The 23,088-nt window shown below is 62.1% G+C and carries 16 protein-coding genes; 9 read left to right on the top strand and 7 right to left on the bottom strand.

Annotated features, from left to right (window positions below; genetic code table 11):
• Nucleotides 1-263: 263 nt before the first annotated feature.
• The 6 genes from aceE (at nucleotide 264) to BLS60_RS12915 (ending at nucleotide 10,757) form a co-directional block, all read left to right on the top strand.
• Nucleotides 264-2,912, top strand: coding sequence for a pyruvate dehydrogenase (acetyl-transferring), homodimeric type (aceE, locus tag BLS60_RS12940; protein WP_092368666.1), 2,649 nt, complete (start codon nucleotides 264-266; stop codon nucleotides 2,910-2,912).
• A gap of 11 nt (nucleotides 2,913-2,923) precedes the next feature.
• Entirely contained in the window at nucleotides 2,924-4,900 is a 1,977-nt protein-coding gene (gene aceF / locus BLS60_RS12935; protein ID WP_092368663.1) for a dihydrolipoyllysine-residue acetyltransferase, read from the top strand.
• Between the two features lie 331 nt (nucleotides 4,901-5,231).
• Entirely contained in the window at nucleotides 5,232-7,925 is a 2,694-nt protein-coding gene (locus BLS60_RS12930) for a putative bifunctional diguanylate cyclase/phosphodiesterase (RefSeq protein WP_092368660.1), read from the top strand.
• Between the two features lie 68 nt (nucleotides 7,926-7,993).
• Nucleotides 7,994-8,641 (top strand): peptide-methionine (S)-S-oxide reductase MsrA, encoded by a 648-nt coding sequence (gene msrA / locus BLS60_RS12925; protein WP_092368657.1) that lies wholly within the window; start codon nucleotides 7,994-7,996, stop codon nucleotides 8,639-8,641.
• Nucleotides 8,642-8,728: 87 nt separating this feature from the next.
• Nucleotides 8,729-9,976, top strand: a complete 1,248-nt coding sequence (locus BLS60_RS12920) for a cyclic di-GMP phosphodiesterase (protein WP_092368654.1) — start codon at nucleotides 8,729-8,731, stop codon at nucleotides 9,974-9,976.
• A gap of 43 nt (nucleotides 9,977-10,019) precedes the next feature.
• On the top strand, nucleotides 10,020-10,757 hold the full coding sequence (locus BLS60_RS12915; protein WP_092368651.1) for an alpha/beta fold hydrolase: 738 nt from the start codon (nucleotides 10,020-10,022) through the stop codon (nucleotides 10,755-10,757).
• A 32-nt stretch (nucleotides 10,758-10,789) separates the two neighbouring features.
• Here BLS60_RS12915 and BLS60_RS12910 read toward each other — a convergent pair whose 3' ends face one another.
• Nucleotides 10,790-11,626, bottom strand: coding sequence for a 23S rRNA (adenine(2030)-N(6))-methyltransferase RlmJ (locus tag BLS60_RS12910; RefSeq protein WP_092368648.1), 837 nt, complete (start codon nucleotides 11,624-11,626; stop codon nucleotides 10,790-10,792).
• A 171-nt stretch (nucleotides 11,627-11,797) separates the two neighbouring features.
• On the opposite strand from BLS60_RS12910, the gene BLS60_RS12905 reads away from it, so the two are divergent.
• Entirely contained in the window at nucleotides 11,798-13,600 is a 1,803-nt protein-coding gene (locus BLS60_RS12905) for an acyl-CoA dehydrogenase family protein (RefSeq protein ID WP_092368645.1), read from the top strand.
• 578 nt (nucleotides 13,601-14,178) lie between these two features.
• Here the strand turns inward: BLS60_RS12905 and ppk1 are convergent.
• Both ppk1 and hemB read right to left on the bottom strand, forming a co-directional pair.
• Complete coding sequence (ppk1, locus tag BLS60_RS12900; RefSeq protein WP_092368642.1) at nucleotides 14,179-16,392, bottom strand: polyphosphate kinase 1; 2,214 nt, start codon at nucleotides 16,390-16,392, stop codon at nucleotides 14,179-14,181.
• Nucleotides 16,393-16,409: 17 nt separating this feature from the next.
• A complete protein-coding gene (gene hemB, locus BLS60_RS12895) occupies nucleotides 16,410-17,423 on the bottom strand; it encodes a porphobilinogen synthase (protein ID WP_070880940.1) in 1,014 nt (337 codons plus the stop codon).
• Nucleotides 17,424-17,691: 268 nt separating this feature from the next.
• Here hemB and BLS60_RS12890 point away from each other — a divergent pair, with 268 nt between their 5' ends.
• Both BLS60_RS12890 and elbB read left to right on the top strand, forming a co-directional pair.
• On the top strand, nucleotides 17,692-18,243 hold the full coding sequence (locus BLS60_RS12890) for a DedA family protein (protein WP_070880941.1): 552 nt from the start codon (nucleotides 17,692-17,694) through the stop codon (nucleotides 18,241-18,243).
• A 147-nt stretch (nucleotides 18,244-18,390) separates the two neighbouring features.
• The gene (gene elbB / locus BLS60_RS12885) at nucleotides 18,391-19,050 is read left to right on the top strand and encodes an isoprenoid biosynthesis glyoxalase ElbB (RefSeq protein WP_070880942.1); all 660 of its coding nucleotides are present in this window, start codon (nucleotides 18,391-18,393) and stop codon (nucleotides 19,048-19,050) included.
• A gap of 130 nt (nucleotides 19,051-19,180) precedes the next feature.
• Here elbB and BLS60_RS12880 read toward each other — a convergent pair whose 3' ends face one another.
• The 4 genes from BLS60_RS12880 to BLS60_RS12865 all read right to left on the bottom strand — a co-directional run bounded on the left by BLS60_RS12880 (nucleotide 19,181) and on the right by BLS60_RS12865 (nucleotide 23,076).
• Nucleotides 19,181-19,633 carry a YaiI/YqxD family protein gene (locus BLS60_RS12880; protein WP_092368935.1) on the bottom strand — a complete coding sequence of 151 codons (453 nt, stop codon included), beginning with the start codon at nucleotides 19,631-19,633 and terminating at the stop codon, nucleotides 19,181-19,183.
• Between the two features lie 133 nt (nucleotides 19,634-19,766).
• Nucleotides 19,767-20,396: a homoserine/homoserine lactone efflux protein gene (gene rhtB / locus BLS60_RS12875; protein WP_070880944.1), complete on the bottom strand. Its 630-nt coding sequence runs from the start codon at nucleotides 20,394-20,396 to the stop codon at nucleotides 19,767-19,769.
• A gap of 179 nt (nucleotides 20,397-20,575) precedes the next feature.
• Nucleotides 20,576-21,109 (bottom strand): mechanosensitive ion channel family protein, encoded by a 534-nt coding sequence (locus BLS60_RS12870; protein WP_070881133.1) that lies wholly within the window; start codon nucleotides 21,107-21,109, stop codon nucleotides 20,576-20,578.
• 50 nt (nucleotides 21,110-21,159) lie between these two features.
• On the bottom strand, nucleotides 21,160-23,076 hold the full coding sequence (locus BLS60_RS12865; RefSeq protein ID WP_070880945.1) for an ATP-binding cassette domain-containing protein: 1,917 nt from the start codon (nucleotides 23,074-23,076) through the stop codon (nucleotides 21,160-21,162).
• Between the last annotated feature and the right edge of the window lie 12 nt (nucleotides 23,077-23,088).

The raw sequence follows: 23,088 nt of genomic DNA, 5'->3' as shown, positions 1-23,088 counted from the left end.
CCTTTTCGGCGGGCTGCGAGGCCTGATGGAAAACCGGCGAAGCCCTCGCGAGGGCTCGCTGCGTATGGCTCGCGCCTGATTTGATTGTGGTTTTGCTACGGCTGAATCAATCGTAAGAGCTGAAATCGCCTGCGAAATGTAGTAAAACTACACAAAGCCGGATCTACCCAACCGGTATGTCCAAGAATTAATGTGCCCGCTCAAAAAGCCGGCCACGCATCCTGGCTTCCGATTCTGGAAGCCTTTCCGCTCTGGAGCAAGCCATGCAAGACCTCGATCCAATCGAAACCCAGGAATGGCTGGACGCACTGGAATCCGTCCTCGACAAGGAAGGCGAAGACCGTGCCCACTATCTGATGACGCGCCTGGGTGAGTTGGCCACTCGCAGCGGCACGCAGTTGCCCTATTCGATGACCACGCCCTATCGCAATACCATTCCGGTCACCCGTGAAGCGCGTATGCCGGGCGACCTGTTCATGGAACGTCGCATCCGTTCGATCGTTCGCTGGAACGCGCTGGCCATGGTCATGCGCGCCAACATGCAGGATCCGGATCTGGGCGGCCACATTTCCACCTTCGCCTCCAGCGCGACGCTCTATGACATCGGCTTCAACTACTTCTTCCAGGCCCCGACCGACGAGCATGGCGGCGACCTGATCTACTACCAGGGCCACGCCTCTCCCGGCATCTACGCTCGCGCCTTCCTGGAAGGCCGCTTGAGCGAAGAGCAGATGCTCAAGTTCCGCCAGGAAGTGGATGGTGGCGGCCTGTCGTCCTACCCGCACCCGCACCTGATGCCGGACTTCTGGCAGTTCCCGACCGTTTCCATGGGCCTGGGCCCGATCACCGCGATCTACCAGGCACGCTTCATGAAGTACCTGGAAAACCGCGGCTTCATCCCGGCCGGCAAGCAGAAAGTCTGGTGCTTCATCGGTGACGGCGAAACCGACGAGCCGGAAACCCTGGGCGCCATTTCCCTGGCCGGCCGCGAGAACCTCGACAACCTGATCTTCGTCATCAACTGCAACCTGCAGCGCCTCGACGGCCCGGTTCGCGGTAACAGCAAGATCATCCAGGAACTCGAAGGCGTGTTCCGCGGCGCCAACTGGAACGTCAACAAGGTCATCTGGGGCCGCATGTGGGACCCACTGTTCGCCCAGGACGAAGACGGCCGCATGCAGCGTCGCATGGACCAGGCGATCGATGGTGAATACCAGAACTACAAGGCCAAAGACGGCGCCTACGTGCGCAAACACTTCTTCGGCCATGATCCAGAATTGCTCAAGCGCGTCGAGAACTTGTCCGACGACGAAATCTGGAAGCTCAACCGTGGCGGCCATGACCCGTACAAGGTCTATGCGGCCTACCACCAGGCGGTCAACCACAAGGGTCAGCCGACCGTCATTCTGGCCAAGACCATCAAGGGTTATGGCACCGGTGCCGGCGAAGCCAAGAACACCGCACACAACACCAAGAAGGTCGATATCGAGTCGCTGAAGAAATTCCGCGATCGCTTCGACATTCCGCTGAACGATTCGCAGCTGGAAGAACTGCCGTTCTACCGCCCTGCCGAAGACAGCGCGGAAATGAAATACCTGCGCAAGTGCCGCGAGAAGCTCGGTGGCCACCTGCCGCAACGTAACCGCGGCACCATGAGCATCCCGACGCCGCCGCTGGAAACCCTCAAAGCCGTTCTCGATGGCTCGGGCGACCGCGAAATCTCCACCACCATGGCCTTCGGTCGCATCCTCGCGTCCATGGTCAAGGACAAGGAGCTGGGCAAGCGCATCGTGCCGATCCTCGCCGACGAGGCGCGTACCTTCGGTATGGAAGGCATGTTCCGCCAGCTGGGTATCTACTCCCCGGTGGGGCAGCTGTACGAGCCGGTCGACCGCGATCAGGTGATGTACTACCGCGAAGAGAAGGACGGCCAGATTTTACAGGAAGGCCTCAACGAGGCCGGCGCGTTCTCCTCGTTCATCGCCGCGGGCACTGCCTACAGCAACTACAACCAGCCGATGCTGCCGGTTTACATCTTCTATTCGATGTTCGGCTTCCAGCGTATCGGCGACCTGGCCTGGGCTGCTGGCGACGGCCAGACCCGCGGTTTCCTGCTGGGCGGCACTTCCGGCCGTACCACACTGAACGGCGAAGGACTGCAGCACGAAGACGGCCACAGCCATATTCTGGCCAGCACCATCCCCAACGTGCGCAGCTATGACCCCACCTATGCCTACGAGCTGGCGGTGATCATGCGCGAAGGCACGCACCGGATGATGACGCTGCAGGAAAACGTTTATTACTACATCACCGTGATGAACGAGAACTACCAGCAGCCTGCCATGCCGGAAGGTGTCGAAGACGGCATCATCAAAGGTATGTACCTGCTTGAAGAGGACACCAAGGAAGCCGCCCACCATGTGCAGCTGATGGGTTGCGGCACCATCCTCAACGAAGTTCGCGAAGCGGCGAAGATCCTGCGCAACGACTACAACATCGGTGCCGATGTGTGGAGCGTGACCAGTTTCAACGAATTGCGTCGCGACGGCCTGGCCGTAGAGCGCAGCAATCGTCTGCACCCGGGCGACGAACCCAAGCAGAGCTACGTCGAGCAGTGCCTGAGCGGCCGTAAAGGTCCGGTCGTGGCGAGCACCGACTACATGAAGCTGTTCGCCGAGCAGATTCGTCAGTGGGTACCGGTCAAGGAATTCAAGGTGCTCGGCACCGACGGCTACGGCCGTAGCGACAGCCGCCGCAAACTGCGCGACTTCTTTGAAGTGGACCGTCGCTGGGTCGTTCTGGCTACGCTCGAAGCGCTGGCCGACCGTGGTGAAATCGAACGCAAAGCGGTGGCCGAAGCCATCGTCAAGTTCGGTATCGACCCCGAAAAACGCAACCCACTGGACTGCTGAGGAGACGCATTGTGAGTGAATTGATTCGCGTACCCGACATCGGCGGCGGTGAGGGTGAAATCATCGAGTTATTCGTCAAGGTCGGCGACCGCATCGAAGCCGACCAGAGCCTGCTGACCCTCGAGTCTGACAAGGCCAGCATGGAGATTCCGGCCCCCAAGGCCGGCGTCATCAAGAGCCTCAAGGTCAAGCTGGGCGACAACCTGAAAGAAGGCGACGAGCTGCTCGAACTGGACGTGGAAGGCAATGCCGAGGCCGCTCCGGCCGAGGCAGCAGCGCCCGCCCAGCAAGCTCCAGCCGCTGCCCCGCAGCCGGCTGCCGAGCCTCAGGCTGAAGCGGCCGGCAATGCTGAGCCGCAGGAAGTCAAGGTGCCGGACATTGGTTCCGACGCCAAAGCCAGCGTGATCGAAGTGCTGGTCAAGCCAGGCGACACCGTCGAGGCAGATCAGTCGCTGATCACCCTGGAGTCCGACAAGGCCAGCATGGAGATCCCCTCGCCGGCTGCCGGCGTGGTAGAAAGCGTATCGATCAAGGTCGGTGACGAAGTCGGCACCGGCGACCTGATCCTCGTGCTCAAGGGCGCGGGTGGCGCTCAGCCCAAGCAAGCGGCCAGCGCGCCGGCAGCTGCACCGAGTGCCGCACCTGCCGAAGCCGCTGCGCCTGCAGAAGCTGAAGAGCCGGCCGGCGAAAGCAGCGAAGAAGTGCGTATCCCGGACATCGGCGAAGATACCGCTGGCGTGATCGAGGTGCTGGTCAAGGTGGGCGACAGCGTCGAGACCGAGCAATCGCTGATCGTGCTGGAGTCGGCCAAGGCGAGCATGGAGATTCCTGCTCCCAAGGCTGGCGTTATCGAAAGCATCTCCATCAAGGTCGGCGATCAGGCCAAAACGGGTGATCTGATTCTGGTGATGAAGGTGCAAGGCAAGGCGGCCGCCAAAGCTGCTCCTGCTGCCCAGGCGCCAGCTGCCGCTCCAGAACAGGCCAAAGCAGCCAACGTTCAGGGCACGGCACCTGCCAAAGCTGCACCGCAGGCCGCTCCGGCAGCCGTGCCAAGCCGCGACGGCAGCAAGGTTCACGCCGGCCCGGCCGTGCGTCAGCTGGCCCGCGAGTTCGGCGTCGAGCTGAGCGCCGTAGCTGGCAGCGGCCCGAAAGGCCGTATCCTCAAGGAAGACGTGCAGGTTTACGTCAAGGCTGAGCTGCAGAAAGCCAAATCGGCCCCTGCCGCAGCAGCTGCCGGTGCAACCGGTGGTGCCGGCATTCCGCCGATCCCGAACGTCGACTTCAGCAAGTTCGGTGAAGTCGAAGAAGTACCGATGACCCGCCTGATGCAAGTCGGCGCTGCCAACCTGCACCGCAGCTGGCTGAACGTGCCGCACGTGACTCAGTTCGACTCGGCTGACATCACCGAGCTGGAAGCTTTCCGCGTATCGCAGAAGGCCGTTGCCGAGAAAGCCGGCGTCAAGCTGACCGTGCTGCCGCTGTTGCTCAAGGCCTGCGCCTACCTGCTCAAGGAGCTGCCGGACTTCAACAGTTCGCTGGCGCCAAGCGGCAAGGCGGTGATCCGCAAGAAATACGTGCACATCGGCTTCGCCGTCGATACCCCGGATGGCCTGCTGGTCCCTGTGATCAAGAACGTCGACCAGAAGAGCTTGCTGCAACTGGCTGCCGAAGCCGCTGCCCTGGCAGAAAAGGCGCGCACCAAGAAGCTTTCCGCTGACGACATGCAGGGCGCCTGCTTCACCATCTCCAGCCTCGGTCACATTGGCGGCACCGGCTTCACGCCGATCGTCAACGCGCCGGAAGTGGCGATTCTCGGTGTCAGCAAAGCGACCATCCAGCCGGTCTGGGACGGCAAGGCCTTCCAGCCCAAGCTGATGCTGCCGCTGTCGCTGTCCTACGATCATCGGGTGATCAATGGCGCTGCCGCTGCACGCTTCACCAAGCGCTTGGGCGATGTGCTGACCGACATCCGTACCATGCTGCTGTAAGCGATTTCGATTCGAGCGTTACGCTCGTCTCCTGAACCCCACCCAAACCGGTGGGGTTTTTTTTGCGCGCCTGTCAGAAAAAAGCGTGCAAACACCCCGCCAAAGGGGCTTGGCCGACATCAGGATGAAATAATTACCTACTCCAAACCAATTAGTTAGAAGAAAGAAATCACATTGCCACTAGATTCCTTGTCAGTCATCACACCATCGTGCAACCTAGGCACCACTACCGCTTCGCTGCGGCAGGGTCGATACGGCAATACCCCTCGTTAGCGCTATAGTGACAAGGCCAGGCGTTTGCCTGCGCCAGCAGATGGAATACAACCATTCGATGAAAAGCCATCCCGATGCCGCGAGCCGTTTAGCGGCCGAGGTTGTGACGCAACTGCCCGTGCCTTCGCGGCTCGGCATGATGCGTTTCGAGCGGATGAACGAGGCCAATTGGCTTCTGCTGTTTCTCGACGCGTCTTGCGAAAAACAGTTCGGCATCCCCGCCAGCGATCTTTGCACCCTGGTGGAAACTCCCTATGCCAGCCTGATGGAGCCGGAAGCGCGTTATCGCCTTCACGATTCCATCCAGCAGCAACTGGCAGTTAGCTCGCATTACGTGGTGCGCTACACCCTGCATACGCCGCAAGGCCCGCTGAATCTGATGGAGCTCGGCGAGCCCTTCAAGCAGCGTGGCCGGCACCTGCTACGCGGCTATCTGATGGTTACCGGTGACGATGAAGAAGCCAGTGGCCGCCCGCCTACACCGGAGCCACCTGCCTCGATCGAGTTGCTCGACGCGCTGGAGCAGTTCCAGCGCAGCCAGGCCGAGCTGCACCAACACGAGTTGCGCTCACTGGCCCAGCAGCAATTGATCGTGCGCCTGGCCAGCCAGCGCTACCAGAGCAGTAACACCATCCGCGAAGCCGCCGAGCTGATTACCCGCAGCGCCTGTGAGATTTACGGTGTAGCCCGGGCCGGTATCTGGCACATCAACGGCGATACTCTTGAACCGATAACGCTCTACCTGCTTGATCAGGATCAGTACGAGAATCCCCTGCCGATCGACGGCCGCCGTTACCCCAGCTATTTCCGCGCCTTGCAGGAAAGCCGATCACTGAGCGCGCACGACGCCGAGAACGACCCGCGCACCCGTGAGCTTCGCGACGACTACCTGCGACCCGAAGCGATTACCGCCATTCTGGATGCCAGCATCCGAGTCGGCGGTGAGCTGGTCGCCGTGCTCTGCCTGGAACACACTGGCGGGCCGCGTATCTGGCAGGCCGACGAAATCGCCTTCGCCGGCGAACTGGCCGACCAGTACGCCAACGTGCTGAGCAACCAGGAACGGCGCAACGCCACCAGCGCCCTTTACCTGTTCCAGCGGGCGGTCGAGCAGAGCGCCAGCGCCTTCATCCTGCTCAATCGCGACGGCATGGTGGAGTACGTCAACCCGAGCTTTACCGCGATCACCCAGTACAGTGCAGACGAAGTGCAGGGCCGTCAGTTGTCGGAGCTGCCAGCCCTGGAAAACCTCAGCGACCTGCTTTTCGACAGCACCTCAGGGCTGGCCGAGCAAAACAGCTGGCAGGGCGAATTCAGGAGCCGCCGCAAGAACCTAGAACCGTACTGGAGCCAGTTCACGATCTCCAAGGTGCACGCCGATGACGGCACCCTGACGCACTACATCGGCATCTACGAAGACATCACCGAATCCAAACAATCGCAGCAACGTATCGAGCGCCTGGCTTACAGCGACAACCTCACCGGGCTGGGCAATCGCTATGCGTTCATCCGCGCCCTGGAAAAACGCTTTACCAGCACCAGCGGTACGCCTACCAGCTTGCTCTTGGTGGACATCGATAACTTCAAGCGAATCAACGACACCCTTGGCCACCAGACCGGCGATAAACTGCTGGTCAGCCTGGCCAAGCGACTACGCAACAGCTTCGGCGTCGAGGGAACGCTGGCACGCTTCGCCAGCAACGAGTTCGCTATCCTGATCGACGACTGCCAGAGCGAGCGGGGCCAGCAGATTGCCCAGCAAGTATTGATGACGCTGGACAAGCCCTTGTTCGTCGACAACCAACTGATCAACGTTACCGGCTCGGTAGGCCTGGCCTGCTCGCCCGAGCATGGTGACGATCCACAGACCCTGATGAAGCACGCCGGGCTGGCGCTGCATAAGGCCAAAGCCAACGGTAAGCACCAGCTGCAGATATTCACCGATGTGCTCAATGCCGAAGCGGCCCACAAGCTCTTCGTGGAAAACAACCTGCGCCGCGCGTTGACCCAGAATGAACTCGAAGTTTTCTATCAGCCCAAACTGTGCCTGAAAACCGGGCAACTGCTGGGCATGGAAGCACTGCTGCGCTGGCAGCATCCGGAAAAGGGCATGATCCGTCCCGATCAGTTCATCAGCGTCGCCGAGGAAACCGGGCTGATCATCCCCATCGGCAAGTGGGTGGTACGCCAGGCCTGTCGAATGAGCACCCAGCTCAGCGCAGTGGGGCTGGGCAACCTGCAGGTGGCGATCAACCTGTCTCCCAAGCAATTCAGCGACCCGGACCTGGTCGGCTCGATCGCCGCCATTCTCGAAGAAGAACAGTTGTCGCCAGAGCTGCTCGAACTGGAACTTACCGAGGGCCTGCTGCTGGAAGCCACCGAAGACACGCGCAGCCAGCTTAGCCGCCTCAAGCAACTGGGCCTGACACTGGCCATGGACGACTTCGGCACCGGCTACTCGTCGCTCAGCTATCTGAAGAAATTCCCGATCGACGTGATCAAGATCGACCGCAGCTTTATCAAGGACATCCCCGAAAACCAGGACGACATGGAAATTACCTCTGCGGTGATTGCCATGGCCCACAACCTCAAACTCAAAGTGGTCGCCGAGGGCATCGAAACCCCGGCCCAGCTCGGTTTCCTGCGCCGCCAGCATTGCGATATTGGTCAGGGCTACCTGTTCGACCGTCCCATTGCCGGGCGCGATCTGGTAGAAAGCCTGAAGCGCTACCCGCGGCGCCCCACGCGCTGAACGGCAACAAACGCCTGGCAGCCGTCGCGGTCTACCCCAATACAGATACGATTCGGAGAACATGACGCATGGTCTTACGCTCGCAAATACTCGCTCACAAACTCGAACTGCCCAGCGCCGAGCAGGCGCTGCCTGGCCGCGAGACAGCGATCTCGGTTCCTGAGGCTCACTACGTGAACGGCAACCCGCTGCAGGGTCCGTTCCCCGCCGGGCTGCAAACCGCCATGTTCGGCCTGGGTTGCTTCTGGGGCGCTGAACGCCGTTTCTGGCAGCAGCCTGGCGTCTGGACGACCGCCGTTGGCTACGCCGGTGGCCACACGCCCAATCCGACCTATGAAGAAACCTGCTCTGGCCTGACCGGCCACGCCGAAGTGGTGATGGTGGTGTTCGATCCCCAGCAAACCAGCTACGAGGCGCTGCTCAAGGTGTTCTGGGAAGTGCACAACCCGACTCAGGGCATGCGCCAGGGCAACGACATCGGCAGCCAGTACCGCTCGGCGATCTACTGCATGGATGAACAACAGCTGGAAATCGCCCTGGGCAGCCAGGCGCAGTTCCAGAGCGAGCTGGCAAAAGCCGGCCTGGGCGAAATCACCACTGAGATCACCCTGGCGCCGACGTTTTACTATGCCGAGGCCTACCATCAGCAGTACTTGGCCAAGAACCCCGAGGGCTATTGCGGCCTCGGCGGTACCGGAGTGTGCCTGCCGGCCTGAGTATCGGAATAGTCGGATGTGACGAGCTGCCATAACGCCAGCACGCCGCTAGACTTCGTGAATAGCCTCTAGTAGATCAAGCACGGAATGCCGGATACCACTCAGTACATTTCGCCCGACCAATTGTGCGTCGGGCTTTATGTCCAACTCGATCTGAGCTGGTGGGAACACTCGTTCGCCTTCAGCAGCTTCAAGATCAAGGACGACAGCCAGCTCAAGCAACTTCGGGCATTGGGTTTGAAGCGGCTGCGCTATGACCCGACGCGTAGCGATTGCCCGCCATTGGCAATCCAAACGAAACCGGTCGAACAGGCGCCACCCCCACCACCGGATCCGCAAGAGCAGGCGCGCCAGGCGCGAGTCAAGCAACTCAGCGTGCTGCGCAAACGCCTGTCCGAGGTGGATCGCGCTTTCACGCAGGCCAGCCAGCGGGTCAAGACGCTCAACCAGAGCTTGCGTAATCAGCCCGAGGACTCGGTCAAACAGGCTGGCGCACTGGTCAACGAGCTGGTCGCAACCATGCTGGGCGAAGATGGCGTGGCCTTGCACAGCATCACTGGCAAGGCCGCCGAAGATGCCTACGTGCATTCGCTCAACGTTACGGTGTTGTCGGTGATGCTCGGTCGTCATCTGGGCCTGGATGGCGAGGCCAGCCATGTGCTCGGCATGGGCGCTCTGCTGCACGATATCGGCAAGCTGGAAGTACCCAGCAAGGTACTGCTCAAACCGCCACCACTGACGCGCCCTGAGCAACAGCTGCTGGAAATGCACACCGTATTCGGCCGGCGCATGGGCGAGAAGCTGATGCTCGACGACGACGTGTTGCGCATCATCCACGAGCACCACGAGTATTGTGACGGCAGTGGTTACCCGCGGCAGCTGCACGAGCCATCGATCGGTCGCATGAGCCGTATCGTGTGCATCACCAACTACTTCGACAACCTGTGCAACCCGCTCGACCCACGTACGGCCCTGAGCCCCCACGAAGCATTGGCGCGCATGTTCGCGCCGCAGCTGCGCATTCGCTTCGACGAAGTCGCGCTGAAGGCGTTTATTCGCTGCATGGGCGTTTATCCGCCAGGCAGCCTGGTGCAACTCGCAGATGAGCGCTACGCGCTGGTGCTCGGCATGCACCCCACCCTACCGATGAAGCCCACCCTGATCATCTACGACCCGCAGATTCCCAAGGAAGAAGCGCTGATCGTCAACCTGGAGGCGGAACCTACATTGGCCATTGCCGCCAGCGTGCGCGCCTCACAACTGCCGCCGGAAGCCCGCGAGTACTTGAACCCAAGGCAGCAGCTAAGCTACTACGTCGACCCGCGCCGGCGCTGATTCAACCGGCGCGAGCTTTCGTCCCGCGTCTGGATGTGCCGCTATGCCACATTATCCCTACCTGCTTATCCACGGCCTCATTGGCAGCCTGAGCGACCTGGTTCCGCTATTCGCCGCGCATGGCCGCCAGGCCCATGCACCCGACCTGCTCGGCTACGGCCGCTTGCAGGATGCAGAACCCTCTTGCATTACGCTCGACGGCCAAGTGGCACACCTCGCCCAATGGCTCTTGGCACATGACATCGAGCGCGTGCATCTGGTGGGCCACTCGGTGGGCGGCGCGATCGCTATGCTGTTCGCGGCAGCGCACCCGGAAAGGGTGGCATCACTGGTCAGCGTCGAAGGGAATTTTTCGCTGGCCGACGCATTCTCGTCGGCCAATGTGGCGCAGATGCAGGCTCCGGAGGCTGATGCAATGCTCGCCCAGTTCCGGCAAAAACCAGAAGAATGGCTGGCCCGCTCAGGGATAAGCGCTTCGGCGAGCCATCTCGACACCGCAGCACGTTTACTGGCCAACCAACCTGCTTCGACCCTCCAAGCCACCGCGCGCTCGGTAGTCGAGGTGACCCGCCGGCCAGAATACCTGGCGACCGTCAGAGCCCTGTTCGAGGGCCCTCTCGCGATCCACCTGATCTCCGGCGAGCGTTCAAAAGACAGCTGGGACGTGCCTGGCTGGGCGCTCGAGCACGCCGCCAGCGTCAGCTACCTGCCCGGTGGGCACCTGATGATGGTGGAAGATCCGCAACGCTTCGTGGCAGCGCTCACCGGCCATTCAAACTGAACCGGCCTGGGCTCAGCCGAGACCGACCACGCCTACTCTGCGATCAGCCAGTCCAGACGCCAGCTGCCCTTGCTCTGAGCCAGGCGCTCGGCCAGCCAGGGCAGCAGTTCGCGTAGCTCTTCTTCCAGGCCCCATGGCGGGTTGCTGATCAGCAGGCCCGAGCCATTCAGGCGCTGGGCGTCGTCCGCCGGGTGTACGAACAGCTCGGCACGCAGCAGTTTCGGCGCGGCACTCTTTTCCATGTCGCGGTAGAAACGTCTGAGCTGGCGCTCGTCCTTGATCGGGTACCAGACCACAACGATGGTCTGGCGCATGCGCCCGATCGCCTCGTTGAGCGCCGTCACGCATCGCTCGAGTTCGTCGGCTTTCTCGAACGGCGGATCGATCAACAGCACCGCGCGTTTTTCGCGGGTCGGCAGCAGCGCCCGCGGTACGTGCCAGCCTTCGCCAAGGTGCACGGCGACGCGCGGGTCGGCATCCATGTTTTCCTTGAGCAGGCGGCCGTCTTCCGGGTGTTTCTCGTTCAGTTGCAGGCGATCCTGTTCGCGCGACTGCAGCCGCGCCAGCTCCGGCGAGCCCGGGTAATGGCGCAGCAGGCCGTCGGGGTTCATCGCCCGGATCACCTCCAGGTAGCTATCAAGAGCAGCCGGCACATGCTGCTCCTGCCACAACAGACCAATGCCCTCGCGCCATTCACCGGTGCGGCTGGCCTGATCGCCGGTCAGGTCATACAGACCGACGCCGGCGTGACTATCGAGGTAGGCGTAAGGAGCCTCTTTGCGCGCCAGCAAGGCGAACAGGCGGCACAGCAGCAGGTGTTTCAGCACATCGGCGTGGTTGCCGGCATGGAAGGCGTGGCGGTAATTCATCATCGACTCCTGAACAGGGGACGAATTGTAGCCGTCCTGAGCGCGTGGTGCAGCGCCTGCAAAGGATTGGTCGACGACGGTCCGGCTTGTTCCGCAGCATCACGGCGGTCGATGATGCTGGCGGCGCTTACCCAGCGCTCTAGACTGGCCCCATTCAACCGGAGAGCCATCATGCCCGAGACCCTGCTCAGCGCCCGCAACCTGGCGTTCGAACTCTACGAAGTGCTGAACGCCGAAGCGCTCACCAGCCGCCAGCGCTTCAGCGAGCACAGCCGGGAGACCTTCGACGCGGCACTGGATACCGCGCGCAGCATCGCCGAAGAGCTGTTCGCCCCGCACAACCGCAAGGGCGACGAGCATGAGCCGCAATATGTCGATGGCGCAGCGCATCTGATCGACGAGGTCAAGCCTGCACTGCACGCCTTCATGGATGCCGGTTTCGTGAACACTACGAGGGATTTCGAGGCAGGCGGTATGCAACTGCCCAACCTGCTGTCACAGGCTTGTTTTGCCCACTTTCAGGCCGCCAACATCGCCACAGCCTCTTACCCGTTGCTGACCATGGCCGCCGCCAACCTGATCGAAGCGTTTGGCGACGACGCGCAGAAGCAGCGCTTTCTGCAGCCGATGATCGACGGCCGCTTCTTCGGCACCATGGCACTGACCGAGCCCCATGCCGGCTCCTCCCTCGCCGATATCCGCACCCGCGCCGAACCGGCTGGCGACGGCAGCTACCGCCTCAAGGGCAACAAGATTTTCATTTCCGGCGGCGATCATGGCCTGAGCGAGAACATCATCCACCTGGTGCTGGCGCGATTGCCCGATGCGCCCGCCGGGGTCAAAGGCATCTCGCTGTTCATCGTGCCAAAATGGCTGATCGCCGAGGACGGCAGCCTCGGCCCACGCAACGACGTGACCCTGGCGGGGCTGTTCCACAAGATGGGCTGGCGTGGCACCACCTCCACGGCCCTGAACTTCGGCGACCAGGGCAACTGCATCGGCTATCTGGTCGGTCAGCCTCACGCCGGCCTGTCGTACATGTTCCAGATGATGAACGAGGCGCGTATCGGCGTCGGCATGGGCGCAACGATGCTCGCTTACGCCGGTTATCTGTATTCGCTGGATTACGCCCGCCAACGCAGCCAGGGGCGCCTGCCCGACGGTAAGAATGCCGCGAGCGGTCAGGTGGCGATCATCGAGCACGCCGATGTAAGGCGCATGTTGCTTACCCAAAAAGCCTATGTGGAAGGCGCCTTCGACCTGGCCCTGTATTGCGCGCGACTGTTCGATGACAGCCAGACCCTCGAGGATGCCGAGCAGCGTATTCAGGCCGGGCAGTTGCTCGACCTGCTGACACCGGTGGCAAAGTCGTGGCCGTCGGAGTACTGCCTGCAGGCCAATGCGCTGGCGATCCAGATCCTCGGCGGCCACGGCTATACGCGCGACCATCCGGTGGAACAGTACTACCGCGACAACCGCCTCAACCCAATCCACGAAGGCACCCACGGCATCCAGTCCCTTGACCTGCTCGGGCGCAAGGTAGGCCAGCACGGCGGCGCAGCGCTCGAGGCATTGAGCCGGTTGATCATCGACACCTGCCAGCGCGCCGAGCCCTTCACCGAACTGGACGCCTTGCGTCAGCCGTTGGAAAAGCTGCTGGCGCGCCTGTCGGACGTTACCCTCGGCTTGCTCGGCGATCTGCAACAGGGTCGCGTCAACAGCGCCTTGGCGGACTCGGCGCTGTACCTGAAAGTGTTCGGCCATCTGGTGATCGGCTGGCGCTGGCTGGAACAGGCCACTCACGCCGAACAGGGCCGCCTGGCCGGCAACCCGGCGGATGTCGACTTCTACAGCGGCAAACTGCAGGCAGCCCGCTACTTCCTGCTGCGCGAGGTACCGGGCTGTCATCACGATCTGGACCTGCTGGAGCAACGTGACGACACGTGCCTGGCGATGAACGAAGCATGGTTTTGAGCCACGGCGGGCGACAGAGGTCGCCTTCGCGCACCACCTGACACCGTTCGGTGCGTTTCGCGACGCACCAGGATCGCGGCGCCGAAAGCGACCGGCCATCGTGCCGCTCACCCGCCCTACGACGTGACCTGCAGGGATCTACAGCACTCACACAACCGTAGGGTGGGTTAGGCGCCTGTTACGGCGACCCGATGACCGCCATTCCCGCTGCGCCGTAACCCATCACGCCGCCCCCCAAAAACAGCCTGGTCAGTTGCACGACGTACCATGATTACGGCACCCGAAACGACGCTATTGTGCCGCTCACCCGCCTTACGACTTGACCTGCAGGGAATCTACGGCGCTCACGCAAACCGTAGGGTGGGTTAGGCGCCTGTTACCGGCGACCCGATGACCACCACTCCCGCCGCGCCGTAACCCACCAGGCCGCGCCACCGAAAACTGTCTGGAGGCTTACACGGCGCCCCACGATAGCGACGCCCGAAACGGCCGGCCATGGGCCGTCTACATGCTCTCCGGGTTGATTTATCCACAACGAGAAACGGGCCCATCGGGCCCGTTTCCTTTTCGTCATCGATTTAGCGCGCGCTGATCAGCGGTGCGCTGAGTTTTTCCAGCAGGCTGGCCTGCGCGCTGCGCGAGTTCTGGTTGCCGGTCGGCGACAGGCGCAGGTAGCGCCCGTCCGGTTGCAGCACCCAGGCATGGGTGTTGTCGGTGAGGTAGGCTTCGAGCTCTTTCTTGACGCGAGTAATGAGCTTTTTACCTTCGACCGGGAAGCAGGTCTCCACGCGCTTGTCGAGGTTGCGCTCCATCCAGTCCGCGCTGGACAGATAGATCTTCTCTTCGCCGCCGTTGAGGAAGTAAAACACCCGCGTGTGCTCCAGGAAGCGGCCAATGATCGAACGCACCTGAATGTTGTGCGACACGCCAGGCACGCCCGGGCGCAGGCAGCACATGCCGCGTACCACCAGATCGATACGCACGCCGGTCTGGCTGGCCTTGTACAGCGCACGAATGATCTTCGCATCGGTCAGCGAGTTGAACTTGGCGATGATGTGCGCCGGCTTGCCTTCGCTGGCCAGCTGGGTTTCCTTGGCGATCAGGTCGAGCAAGGTCTTCTTCAGGGTAAACGGCGCATGCAGGAGTTTCTTCATGCGCAGCGTCTTGCCCATGCCGATCAGCTGGCTGAACATCTTCGACACGTCCTCACCCAGCGCCACGTCGGCGGTAAGCAGGCTGTAGTCGGTGTACAGGCGGGCGTTGCCGGCGTGGTAGTTGCCGGTGCCGAGGTGCGCATAACGGACGATCTCGCCATTCTCGCGGCGCAGAATGAGCATCATCTTGGCGTGCGTCTTGAAACCCACCACGCCATAGATCACCACCGCACCAGCAGCCTGCAAGCGGCTGGCCAGCGCCAGGTTGGATTCCTCGTCGAAGCGCGCCCGCAGTTCGATCACCGCGGTGACTTCCTTGCCGTTGCGCGCGGCTTCGACCAGCGCATCGACGATTTCCGAGTTGGCGCCGGAGCGATACAGGGTCTGCTTGATCGCCAGCACGTGCGGGTCTTTCGCAGCCTGGCGCAGCAGGTCCACGACCGGCGTGAAGGACTCGAAAGGGTGAAGCAGGAGAATGTCCTGCTTGCTCACCACGCTGAAGATGTTCTCGCTGTTTTGCAGCAGTTTGGGAATCACCGGAGTAAACGGCGCGTGCTGCAACTCCTGGTGACTTTCCAGCCCGGTAATGCTGAACAGGCGCGTCAGGTTGACCGGCCCATTGACCTGATACAGCTCGTGCTCCGACAGGCCGAATTGCTTGAGCAGCTGGTCGGTGAGGTGTTTCGGGCAGCTGTCGACCACTTCCAGGCGCACCGCATCACCGTAGCGGCGGCTGAACAATTCACCACGCAGGGCGCGCGCCAGGTCTTCGACGTCTTCAGTGTCGACTGACAGGTCGGCGTTACGGGTCAGGCGGAACTGGTAGCAGCCCTTGACCTTCATGCCGGGGAACAAATCGTCGGCGTGCGCGTGGATCATCGACGACAGGAATACATAGTTGGCACCTGGGCCGCCGACCTCTTCCGGCACCTTGATGATGCGCGGCAGCAGGCGTGGCGCCGGAATCACCGCCAGCCCCGAGTCGCGACCGAAAGCATCGACGCCTTCCAGCTCGACGATGAAGTTCAGGCTCTTGTTGACCAGCAACGGGAACGGGTGCGTCGGGTCGAGGCCGATCGGAGTGATGATCGGCGCGATCTCGTCGCGGAAATAGCGGCGTACCCAGGCCTTGTGCTTGGTCGTCCAGTAGCGGCGGCGAATGAAGTTGATGCCGTGCTTGGCCAGCGCCGGAAACAGCACATCGTTGAGGATGGCGTACTGACGACCGACCTGCTCGTGCACCAGCTCGGCAATGCGCGACAGTGCCTGGTGCGGCTGCAAGCCATCGGCACCGGCCTGCTCGCGGGCGAAATTGATCTGCTTTTTCAGCCCGGCAACGCGAATTTCGAAGAACTCGTCGAGGTTGCTGGAGAAGATCAGCAGAAACTTGAGGCGTTCGAGCAGCGGGTAGGACTCGTCCAGCGCCTGTTCCAGCACGCGGATGTTGAACTGCAGCTGCGACAGCTCACGGTGGATGTACAGGCTGCTGTCATCCAGGCTGGGCACGGGCACGGTTACCGCCGTGGCTTCAACTACTGGCGCTTCCACTATGGCTTCCACCGGTGCTTCGTCGACCACCGGCAGACTGGCTGCCGGGACGTCGAGCTGATCGTTCTCGCTGAGACCTTCGCTGTTCATTCGATTGCCCTGAGGGGCTACTGCCCCTGTTTTAAGAGTTCGGCCGCACGCACGGCGAAATAGGTGAGGATGCCGTCGGCACCGGCTCGTTTGCAGGCCGTCAGCGATTCGAGGATGACCGCCTCGCTGAGCCAGCCGTTCTGGATGGCAGCCATGTGCATCGCGTATTCGCCGCTGACCTGATAGACAAAGGTCGGCACCTTGAATTCGCTTTTGACCCGATGGAGGATGTCCAGATACGGCATGCCCGGCTTGACCATCACCATATCGGCGCCTTCGGCCAGGTCGGCGGCCACTTCGTGCAGTGCCTCGTCGCTGTTGGCCGGGTCCATCTGGTAGGACGCTTTGTTGGCCTTGCCCAGGTTCAGGGAAGAGCCCACCGCATCGCGGAACGGGCCGTAATAGGCGCTGGCGTACTTGGCAGAATAGGCCATGATCCGCACGTTGACGTGATCGGCCAGCTCCAGCGCCTCGCGAATGGCCTGAATGCGCCCGTCCATCATGTCCGAAGGCGCGACCACCTGGGCGCCCGCTTCGGCGTGGGACAGCGCCTGCTTGACCAGTGCATCGACGGTGATGTCGTTCTGCACGTAGCCTTCGTCGTCGAGAATGCCGTCCTGGCCATGGGTGGTGAACGGGTCGAGCGCCACGTCGGTGATTACCCCGAGCTCGGGGAAACGCGCACGCAGCGCACGCGTGGCGCGCTGGGCAATCCCGTCCGGGTTCCAGGCTTCACAGCCATCGAGGGTCTTCTTCTCTGCCGGGGTTACCGGGAACAGAGCCAGGGCCGGGATGCCAAGCGCGACCCACTTTTCCGCTTCCTGCAGCAGCAGGTCGATGGACAGACGCTCGACGCCCGGCATGGACGCCACCGCTTCGCGCTGATTCTCGCCGTCGAGTACGAATACCGGGAGAATCAGGTCGTTGGTGGTCAGCACGTTCTCGCGCACCAGACGCCGGGAAAAATCGTCGCGACGGTTGCGACGCAGGCGGGTGGCTGGGAACAGGCGGTTAGCGGGGGTAAAGCTCACGGCAGACTCCTGGGCCCGCTCGAGCGGGCGAAGTGTGACAGTTATAAGCCGCCATTATGACTAAATGATGACGGCGATAACGAATACTGCGACGGCGCGTCGCACGCGATAAGGCACATCGTGCCGGCCAAAATCTGCAACCCCTGGGCCGAGCCCCTCAACCACCGGGATCGAGCGCCGTCCTGACGATTTCACAGTCTTCTGACAAATGCTGTATTACGTTGTCGAACGGCGTAGCCTTGACTCCCCTTCCTTACGGTCACCTTTCATGCTGGAAAATCTGCTGCAGCACTTCGGTTACCCGGCGTTGGCGCTGGGCACCTTTCTCGAAGGCGAAATGTCGCTGTTGCTGGCGGCCTACCTGGCGTTGCGCGGCATTCTGCAACTTGAACTGGTGATGCTGTTTGCCTTCATCGGCACCTATGCCAGCGACCAGCTTTGGTTCCACCTTGGCCGCCGCCATGGCCGGCGAATCCTCGACAGCCGCCCACAGTGGCAGGCGCTCAGCGACAAAGCACTGGTTTACCTACGTCGCCATCCGGATCTCTGGGTGCTCGGCTTTCGCTTCTTTTACGGCATGCGCACGGTGATGCCGCTGGCCATCGGCCTGTCCGGCTACCCGCGACGCCGTTACGTGATTCTCGATGCCATCGGCGCGGCCATCTGGGCCATCGTGCTCGGCACCCTGGCCTACAAACTTGGCCGCGCGCTGGAAGGTTTGCTTGGCGAACTGCATCAGGTACAGCTGTACCTGTTTGGGGGCCTGCTGGTTATCGGCCTCACCATCTGGTTGTACCGTCGTCGGCAGCGCAGCAGCTGAAGCGCGGGCTTGACGACGATATTGTGCGCAGTCAAAAGTCTGTAACAATCAGCTGACCCATCAGTCGAAAACGATAGAGACATCCCCCAGCGAGACCGCCGGCCTTCAGTACCGCGCTCGGCTCGTACCTCATTCAGGAGTTGGTCGATGAACAAGAAAGTCGCAGTGATTCTTTCCGGTTGTGGCGTCAATGACGGCTCGGAGATCCACGAAAGCGTGATCACCCTGCTGCGTCTCGATCAGCGCGGCGCAGAGGTGCAGTGCTTCGCGCCCAATATCGATCAGGCCCATGTGATCAACCACCTCAGCGGCGAAGAAATGCAGCCGGCGCGCAACGTATTGGTAGAGTCGGCGCGCATTGCCCGCGGCAACATCAAGGACGTGCGCGAACTGCGCGCCGATAATTTCGACGCGCTGATCCTGCCGGGTGGCTTTGGCGCCGCCAAAAACCTTTCGGATTTCGCCAGCAAGGGCGGTGACTGCAGCGTGCAGCCCGACGTCCTGGCTGCCGCGCAGTCATTCGTCAGCGCAGCCAAGCCAATCGGGCTGATCTGCATCGCGCCAGCCCTGGCAGCGCACATCTTCGGCGCCGGCGTGACCTGCACCATCGGCCATGACGCCGACACGGCTGCTGAGCTCAGCAAAATGGGCGCTGAACACGTCGAGTGCAATGTCGAAGATATTGTCGAAGACCCCAAGCACAAGCTAGTGAGCACGCCGGCGTACATGCTGGCCGACTCGATCGCTCAGGCGGCGTCGGGTATCAACAAGCTGGTGGACCGCGTGCTGGAACTGACCCACGAATGACGACCAGCTTCGCGTCGGCCTTGTTGCGTTAAACAAGCTCAGTTCATGGGGTGGGTCGCGTCATCGACCCACCATCAGTCGTAGCCTGGGTATCGCTCTGCTCAACCCAGGCTAGGGTTAGACGAGACGTTCAACCGCGTGAAAGGCGGGTCAGTAACCGATCCAGGGAATTGGCGAATGCCTGCCGATCCTTGTCGCCGTAAGCAGCCTGACCGCCACCAACCTGCCCTTGCTCACGCAGGTCGGTAAACAGATTGCGCACCACCAGACGCTCGCCCATGTTGCGCTCGTCGAACTCCTTGCCGCGCGGATCCAGCGCCAGCACACCTTTCTTCACGAGACGATCAGCCAGCGGCACATCGCTGCAGATCACCAGCTCGCCTGGCACGGCATGTTCCACCAGATAATCATCAGCCGCATCTGGGCCGCTCGGCACCACGATCAGCTTCACACAAGCGAAGCTCGGTCGAGCAACAGCCTGGCCGGCAACCAACACCACGTCGAAATTACGCTTGAGGGCGAATTTGACCACCTGATCCCGCGCCAGCCGTGGGCAGGCATCGGCATCTATCCATACGCGCATATAAAAACCTGTAGTTTCGCGGGCGGAAGCCGTATCGGAGCTACGCGCCTTATCAAGCAGCAGGCGAGAACGCGCAGCAGTGTTGTGCATGCCGATGCCGAGCCCATGCCGCTGACAGGCGTCGGAGGCGCGCTCAGACCGGCGCGCGACGCACGGTGGCCAGCAGCGCCGCGGCGCCCACAAACAGCGCGCCAAAGCTGCGGTTCATGATGCGCTGCTGGCGCGGCGTGCGCAGCAGGCGCAATACCCGCACTGCAAGGCCGGTGTAGCCCGCCATGACGATCAGGTCGACGGTCACCATGGTCGCACCGATGATCAGGTACTGCTCGGTCAGCGGTGCATGAGGGTTGATGAACTGCGGCAACACGGCCAGCATGAAGACGATCGCCTTGGGGTTGCCGAAATTCACCAGAAAGCCCCGTAGCACCAGGCTCAATGGCCGGCCGATGGGGCGCTCGCCGCTGACGGTCATGTCGGCAGGCAGTGCCCGCCACTGGCGCCAGCCCAGGTACACCAGATAGGCCACGCCGAACCATTTGATCAAGCTGAAGGCCAGTGCCGAGGTCGCCAGTACCGCGCCGACGCCAGCGGCGACGATGGCGATCTGCAGCGCTAGGCCCAGTTGCAGGCCGAGGGCGTTCCAGTAGCCGCGCAGAAAGCCGTATTGCAGGCCGGCCGACATCGATGCGATGGCACCGGCTCCCGGCGACAGGCTGATCAGCCAGCAGGCCACGAAGAAAGCGAGCCAGGTTTCCAGAGCCATGATGACGACCTCAGACGATTCATTGAAGGTGTTAACACTACCTGCGTGGCCATCGCTGCACTAAACCGCAGTCAAATCGCTCATGTACGACTCGTACATTACGCTTTCTTGCACGTTTTTGTGGGGGCGCCTAGCCCTCGCGCTGACTGCCTCGCCGGCTTTTCAAACGGCTTTATCTATCAGGATTCGATCTTGCGGGGTTCTGGTACATCGCCGTTGCGCCAGCGCCTTACGGCTTTCTGGAAGAACAGGCTGTTGGGAATCTGAATCCAGGTACCGGGCGCGTCGCCGGTCAGGTCTTCGAGAGTGGTGTAGAACAGGTTGATGTCCAATACACGACCCCGCACGCCCGGTTTGTCGGCGCTTTCCAGCACCTCGACGCAGTCACCGATGCGGAACGGCCCAAGTGCGAAGATCAGCAGCGCGCAGAACAGATTCGACAACACGCTCCAGATGGCGAAGAACGCGATAGCGGCGACGGCGACGAAACCGGTCAACGCGCCCCACAGCACCTGCGCCGAAACGCCCAGCCGCTCAAGCACCAGCATGAAAGCGCTGCCGAGGATCAGCCAGCGCGTCAGGCCGCGCAGCGGCACCAGCAATTCTGCCGGCAACTGCGGGTAGCGATGGCCCAGGCGAGTGATGCCGCGAGTGAGAATGCGCTGCGCCAACCAGGCAAGAACCAGGATCAGCACGACCTGGCCGGTGCGCATCAGCGGTTGGCTCCAGGCCGTCAGCCAGGCCAGATCGGTAAGATCGAAATTCAACCTATTGCCTCCAGTTCCTGTTGCAGGGTTTCCAGGGTCTCCAGTGCTTCCAGCCACTGCTCTTCCAGCTCGGCTTCACGGCTCTTCAATACCGCCTGCTCGGCGAGCGCCTGGCGCAGTTCTTCCTTGCGCGCGGCCTCGTAGATCGCGCTATCGCCCAGACGCGCTTCGAGGGCAGCGAGTTTGCCCTGCACCTGACCCAATTCGGCTTCGAGCTTATCGGCGGCCTTCTTGTGCGGTGCCAGTTGCTGACGCAGTGCGGCAGCCGCCTGGCGCTGGCCACGCTTGTCATTGCCCGCGCCAGCTGGCGCCGCGGCGCTGGCCACGGGTGCGGCCTGACGCTGACGGTAGTCGATCAACCAGCGCGCGTAATCTTCAAGGTCGCCATCGAAAGGCGCCACACGACCGTCCGCCACCAGCAGAAACTCGTCAGTGGTGCTCTTGAGCAGGTGCCGGTCGTGAGACACCACCACCACGGCCCCGGCAAACTCCTGCAGCGCCATGGTCAGCGCCAGGCGCATTTCCAGATCCAGGTGGTTGGTCGGTTCGTCGAGCAGCAGCAGGTTGGGCTTGTCCCAGGCGATCAGCGCCAGGGCCAGGCGCGCCTTCTCGCCACCGGAAAAATTCAGCACCGGCTCGTCGCAGCGCGGCCCGCGAAAGTCGAAGCCACCGAGGAAGTCACGCAGGGTCTGCTCGCGCTCGCCCGGTGCAATGCGCTGCAAGTGCAGCAGCGGGCTGGCCTTGTCGTCCAGCGAGTCGAGCTGGTGCTGGGCGAAATAGCCAATCACCAGGTTCTCGCCACGGGTCAGGCTGCCGCTGAGCGGTTGCAGCTCCGCCGAGAGGTTCTTGATCAGCGTTGACTTGCCCGCACCGTTGGGGCCAAGCAGACCGATCCGTGCGCCAGGCACCAGGCTCAGCTTGACCTGCTGCAGGATGGTCTTGTCGCCGTAACCCAGGCGCCCTTCGCTGAGGCTGAGCAGCGGCGTGGAAATCTTGTCCGCCTCGCGAAACACGAAATCAAAGGGCGAGTCGACATGCGCCGCGCTCAGCTCCTCCATGCGTTCCAGCGCCTTGATGCGGCTCTGCGCCTGGCGGGCCTTGGTGGCCTGGGCCTTGAAGCGGGCGATGTACTTTTCCATGTGCGCGCGCTGCGCCTGCTGCTTTTCATACGCCTGCTGCTGCTGAGCCAGGCGTTCGGCGCGGGTGCGCTCGAAGGCCGAGTAGCCGCCGCGGTAAAGGGTCAGTTTGCGCTGCTCGACATGAGCGACGTGATCGACCACCGCATCAAGGAAATCGCGGTCATGGGAAATCAGCAGCAAGGTGCCGGGATAGCTTTGCAGCCAGCCTTCGAGCCAGAGAATGGCGTCCAGATCGAGGTGGTTGGTTGGCTCATCGAGCAGCAGCAGGTCAGACGGGCACATCAGCGCCTGGGCGAGGTTCAGGCGCATCCGCCAGCCGCCGGAGAAGTCGCCGACGCGACGATCCATCTGCGCATTATCGAAACCCAGACCGGCCAGCAGTTTGCGCGCGCGGGCATCGGCAGTGTAGCCATCGGCGCTGTCCAGCTCGCTGTGCAGCCGGGCGATGGCGGTGCCGTCGTGGCTCAGCTCGGCGGCCGCCAGCTCAGCCTGCACGCGGCGCAGGTAATGGTCGCCGTCGAGCACGTAATCGACAGCCTGACGCTCAAGGGTGTCGATCTCCTGGCGCATGTGCGCGATGCGCCAGTCGCCGGGCAGCAAGCAATCACCGGAATCCGGCGTCAACTCGCCACGCAGTAACGCGAACAAGCTAGATTTTCCGGCGCCATTGGCACCGATCAGGCCGGCTTTATGACCGGCGTGCAGGGTCAGCTCGGCGTTCTCTAGCAGACGCTGAGGGCCACGCTGTAAGGTAAGGTTCAGGAGTCGGATCATAATGGCGGCGGA

It is taken from the genome of Phytopseudomonas seleniipraecipitans (assembly GCF_900102335.1).
GTDB classification, from domain to species: Bacteria; Pseudomonadota; Gammaproteobacteria; order Pseudomonadales; family Pseudomonadaceae; genus Aquipseudomonas; species Aquipseudomonas seleniipraecipitans.
The sequence above is the reverse complement of the archived record's forward strand: the minus strand, read 5'-3'. Positions and strand labels throughout refer to the sequence as shown.